The sequence below is a fragment of the Pseudomonas sp. SWRI68 genome, from assembly GCF_014269165.1.
GTDB classification, from domain to species: domain Bacteria; phylum Pseudomonadota; class Gammaproteobacteria; order Pseudomonadales; family Pseudomonadaceae; genus Aquipseudomonas; species Aquipseudomonas capeferrum.
In genome coordinates, this window is the sequence record NZ_JABWRU010000087.1 from 1 (window position 1) to 256 (window position 256).

General features: G+C 58.2%; 1 protein-coding gene. It reads right to left on the reverse strand.

The window, feature by feature from the left end; genetic code table 11:
* On the reverse strand, window positions 1–256 hold a 256-nt coding region (locus HU770_RS26910; RefSeq protein WP_186666625.1), incomplete at both ends, for an immunoglobulin-like domain-containing protein.

A 256-nucleotide genomic window follows, 5' to 3' on the forward strand; every position in this document is an offset into this window, starting at 1 on the left:
GACGGTGAAGGTCGGTTTAACGTTTTCAGCGACCGAAACCTGGTCGGCAGTAATGGTGACTTTGACCAGATCGCCTTCGTTGCCTGGAGTACCCGGCTCGTCGGTGACAGCAGTGCTGACTGGGGTCTTGTCCAGGACCAGGTTCTCGAACTTGCCAACATCGGCGCCATCAACCGAAGCGATCGACTTGATTACTGGGTCGTTGGTGCCGGTGTAGACGTTGTCCGGCGCGGTCACGGTGACGAAACCGCTGGTG